Annotated in this window: 1 protein-coding gene; it reads left to right on the top strand. The window is 65.5% G+C overall.

Annotated elements, in window-relative coordinates:
• The first annotated feature begins 112 nt into the window (after nucleotides 1-112).
• The gene (locus tag ACIRRA_RS46030; RefSeq protein ID WP_402782497.1) at nucleotides 113-1,426 is read left to right on the top strand and encodes an IS256 family transposase; all 1,314 of its coding nucleotides are present in this window, start codon (nucleotides 113-115) and stop codon (nucleotides 1,424-1,426) included.
• The last annotated feature ends 33 nt before the right edge of the window (nucleotides 1,427-1,459 follow it).

The raw sequence follows: 1,459 nt of genomic DNA, 5'->3' as shown, positions 1-1,459 counted from the left end.
GAGCAATGATCAGGACCTGTGGATGACGGGAAGGACGCACCTTCCCGGATGATCTATCAGTCCGAAGTCTTGATCATGCCGGCGCGCCAACGCCGGTCGGGAAGGTACGTCCGTGCTTACGGTAGTTCAGAACGCCTCCGCCGCCGACGGTGAGGCCGGGTCGACCCGGTCGCTGCTCGATGAGATCGTCCGCGACGGTGCCCGGCAGATGCTCGCCGCCGCGTTGCGAGCCGAGGTCGCCGCCTATGTGGCCCAGTTCGCCGGCCAGGTCGATGAGAACGGCCATCGTCTGGTGGTCCGCAACGGCTACCACGCCGAGCGGGAAGTACTGACCGCGGCGGGCGCGGTGACGGTGAAAGCACCGCGGGTGAACGACAAACGGGTCAACCCGGAAACTGGTGAGCGGCAACGGTTTTCCTCTGCGATCCTGCCCGCTTGGGCACGGAAGTCGCCGCAGGTGGCCGAGGTGCTGCCGCTGCTGTATCTGCACGGGCTGTCCACCGGGGATTTCGGTCCGGCCCTCGAGCAGTTCCTCGGTTCCGGGGCCGGGTTGTCGGCGGCGTCGATCACCCGATTGACCGCGTCGTGGCAGGACGAGGCCCGCGCCTTCGCCGCCCGGGATCTGTCGGGCACCGATTACGTCTACCTGTGGGTCGACGGCATCCACACGAAAGTGCGTCTGGAACAGGAGAAACTGTGCCTGCTGGTGATGATCGGGGTCCGGGCCGACGGCCGCAAGGAGCTGGTGGCCATCAGCGACGGCTACCGGGAATCGACCGAGTCGTGGGCCGATCTGCTGCGCGATTGCCGCCGCCGCGGGATGACCGCGCCGGTGCTGGCCGTCGGGGACGGCGCGCTCGGGTTCTGGAAAGCGTTGCGGGACGTGTTCCCCGAAACCCGCGAGCAGCGTTGCTGGTTTCACAAGTCCGCGAATGTCCTTGCCTCGCTTCCGAAATCGGCGCATCCGGGCGCGATAGCGGCGATGAAGGAGATCTACAACGCCGAGGATATCGACAAGGCCCAGATCGCGGTGAAAGCCTTCGAGATCGACTACGGCGCAAAGTATCCCAAGGCCGTCAAGAAGATCACCGACGATCTCGATGTGCTGCTCGAGTTCTACCGGTATCCGGCCGAGCACTGGATCCACCTGCGCACCACCAACCCGATCGAGTCGACCTTCGCCTCGGTCCGGTTGCGGACGAAAGTCACCAAGGGACCGGGCTCCCGCGCGGCGGGAATCGCCATGGCCTACAAGCTGATCGAAGCCGCCCAAACCCGCTGGCGCAAGGTCAACGCCCCCGAACTCGTCGCGCTCGTCCGCGCCGGGGCCCTGTTCCACAAGGGCAAGCTGCTCGAACGACCCCGCGACATCACCCCGCCACCATCAGCCGGGTCGGCCGATTCCACCCGAACGGAGGTCGCCTAAAACATACCGATACACAGGTTTTGACAATTACTC

Origin of the sequence: Nocardia sp. NPDC101769, from assembly GCF_044766925.1 — a bacterium.
Taxonomy (GTDB): Bacteria; Actinomycetota; Actinomycetes; order Mycobacteriales; family Mycobacteriaceae; genus Nocardia.
The sequence above is the reverse complement of the archived record's forward strand: the minus strand, read 5'-3'. Positions and strand labels throughout refer to the sequence as shown.